Origin of the sequence: Burkholderia sp. LMG 13014, from assembly GCF_905232215.1 — a bacterium.
Classification (GTDB): Bacteria; Pseudomonadota; Gammaproteobacteria; order Burkholderiales; family Burkholderiaceae; genus Burkholderia.
Genome location: NZ_CAJNKE010000704.1, coordinates 1 through 2,770, shown reverse-complemented (window position 1 = coordinate 2,770; position 2,770 = coordinate 1). Strand labels below are relative to the sequence as shown.

Annotated in this window: 3 protein-coding genes; 2 read left to right on the top strand and 1 reads right to left on the bottom strand. The window is 68.3% G+C overall.

Going from position 1 to position 2,770, the window contains the following annotated elements:
- Nucleotides 1–305 (top strand): EscU/YscU/HrcU family type III secretion system export apparatus switch protein (locus JYJ84_RS33350; protein WP_205190033.1); only part of this gene is annotated, 305 nt, incomplete at its 5' end.
- Nucleotides 306–573: 268 nt separating this feature from the next.
- A complete protein-coding gene (locus tag JYJ84_RS33345; protein WP_122946485.1) occupies nt 574–1,308 on the top strand; it encodes a PepSY-associated TM helix domain-containing protein in 735 nt (244 codons plus the stop codon).
- 213 nt (nt 1,309–1,521) lie between these two features.
- On the opposite strand, the gene JYJ84_RS33340 is transcribed toward JYJ84_RS33345, so the two are convergent.
- Nucleotides 1,522–2,547, bottom strand: a complete 1,026-nt coding sequence (locus JYJ84_RS33340) for an XdhC family protein (RefSeq protein ID WP_175222453.1) — start codon at nt 2,545–2,547, stop codon at nt 1,522–1,524.
- Between the last annotated feature and the right edge of the window lie 223 nt (nt 2,548–2,770).

Sequence of the window (2,770 nt, the reverse complement as noted above, 5' to 3'; positions counted from 1 at the left end):
CCCGCAAGCGCGCGGCTGCGCTCGTCTACGATCCGAAGGGCGGCGACGCGGCGCCGCGCGTAGTTGCAAAGGGCTACGGCGTGCTCGCCGAGATGATCGTCGCGCGCGCACACGATGCGGGGTTGTACGTGCATACGGCGCCGGAGATGGTGTCGCTGCTGATGCAGGTCGACCTCGACGACCGGATTCCGCCGCAGCTCTACCAGGCGGTCGCGGATCTGCTCGCGTGGCTGTATGCGCTCGACCGCACCGAGCCTGCGCCGGACGACACCGGGCCGCGCTTTCCGCTGCCGCCGCTGCGCTGACGGGCCGGCGCCGCGCGATTCATTACGAAATGCTATCGCGGCCTTTCGCGGTCATTCTGATGGCATTTTCAGTCTATTGATCGGCATCTTGGCGTAACGCACGCGCTTCGTCCGCATTTCTTCTCTATTCGGGGGCGCCGCTACGTGCCCGGGCGGATTGAGCCGCCAATAGATTTGTGTAATGATATCCATTCTCATTTTCATGTTGCTCGGGCGGCGCGCATTTTCTGCGCGCCGCCCGTTGTTTTGAACGAATGGAAACTTTCGCGTGAACGCGCCCGAAACGATCAATCCGCCCAAGACGGGTACTTCCCGTGCGGGCGTCACCGTGCTGCACCCGGCGGCCCGCCCGCTGAGCGACGACGAACTGGCCGCGCGCCGCCAGCGTTCGCGTCGCGCGACCTTCATCAAGTGGCTGCGCAAGGTGCACGGCTGGGTCGGGCTGTGGGGCGCGGTGCTCGGGCTGCTGTTCGGCGTGACGGGCGTGCTGCTCAACCACCGTGCGCCGCCGTTGAAGATTTCGACCGGCGAGCCGCAGGTCGAGGAGATGCAGATCGCGCTGCCGGATCCGGCGCCGAAGACGCCCGCCGCGATGATGAAGTGGCTGCAGCACGAACTGCATTTCGACGGCAAGCCGGGCCGCATGCGCAAGGAACCCGCGCAGCCGGTGGCGTGGGGCGATCAACGCGTGATGCAGCCCGAGCACTGGCAGATGGGCCTGTTCGGCCCGCATCAGAACCTGCAGGCCGAATACTGGGTCGGTAACGGCTACGTCGCGGTGAAGCGCACGGGCAACACGTTCCTGACGACGCTGAACAACCTGCATCGCGGCGTCGGGATGAATCTCGGCTGGGTGCTGCTGATGGACACGATCGCGGGGTCGCTGATCCTGCTGTCGCTGACCGGCGTGCTGCTGTGGACCGAGCTGAACAAGCGCCGCACGGTCGGCGTCGTGCTGGTGGTGGGTTCGGTCGCCGCGGCGCTTGCCGCCGGCCTGACCTGATCGGCGGTCATTGCGCCGGTCTGGTGCCGGCGCGTGCGCCCCTTTAGCCGGTTCCGTCTGCTTCGCTCGTTGCGGCCGTGTGACTGCCGCCGGCCTGACCTGATTGGCAACACGCGCTGGCCTGGCGCCGGCGCGTGCCTTGTCATCAGTTTTGTCCGCCTGGCGCGTTGCGGCCGCGTACCCGGCGCGACCCTGCGTCGGCGTCGATAGCGATCAGAGTCCGCAGGCCGCGCCGCTGTTCGCGGCGATCTCGCGCGCGGCCTTCGCGCCCTCGACCTGCAGGATCGTCGGCAGCGACACGTTGTTTTTCGCGGCGGTGATCTCGGCGAGGATCGAGATCGCGATTTCCGGTGGCGTCCGGCTGCCGATGTAGATGCCGGCCGGCCCGTGCAGCCGGCTCAGTTCCGCTTGGTTCAGATCGAATTCGCGCAACCGCTCGCGTCGTGCCGCGTTGTTGCGTCGCGAGCCGAGCGCGCCCACGTAGAACGCGGGTGTCTTCAGCGCCTCCATCAGCGCGAGATCGTCGAGCTTCGGATCGTGCGTGAGCGCGATCACGGCCGAACGCGCGTCGAGCTTCATGTCGAGCACCGTATCGTCGGGCATCGTGTGCACGACGCGCGTACCCGGCACGTCCCATGCATCCGTGTATTCCTCACGCGGATCGCACACCGTCACCTGGTAGTCGAGCCCGACCGCGATCTGGCACAGATAGCGCGACAACTGGCCCGCGCCGATCACGAGCATCCGGTAGCGCGGCCCGTGGATCGTCACGAGCCGCTCGCCGTCGAACGCGAGCCCGTCGGCCGCCTGCGCGGGCGACAGCGAAGCACGGCCGGTCGCGAGCGTCATCGTGCGCGTGACGAGGCGGCCGGCCTCGACTTCCGCGCACAGCGCGGTAATCCCGCTGTCGCGCGTGAGCGGCTCGAGCACGAGCTGGATCGTGCCGCCGCAAGGCAGCCCGAAGCGGTGGGCTTCCTCGGCCGTTACGCCGTACTTGAGCGCTTCCGGGCGCGCGTCGGCCGCGATCCCGCTCGCGTGCACGCGGGCGATCAGGTCGTCCTCGATACACCCGCCGGACACGGAGCCGACCACGAGCCCGTCCTCGCGCACCGCGAGCATCGCGCCTTCGGGGCGCGGCGACGAGCCCCACGTCTTCACGACCGTCACGAGCAGCACGCGGCGCCCTTCTTCGAGCCAGCGTGCGCTGGATTTCAATACATCGAGATCGACGCTTTCCATCATCTTCTTCCTGTTGCCGGACGGCCCGCTGCCCGGGACCGTCGTTCGATGGCGGGATTATGAACCGCACGGCGCGCACGCGCAGGCGGTGCAGTGGCTCGAGCGGGCCAATCCGGAGAATCGGGCAAGACATCGCGACGATCGGACAGCGATCGATCGCGGGAACGGCGCAGCGGCCGGTTCGGGGGAGGGGGGGCCGCGCGGGGGGCGGGGGGGGGGGGCG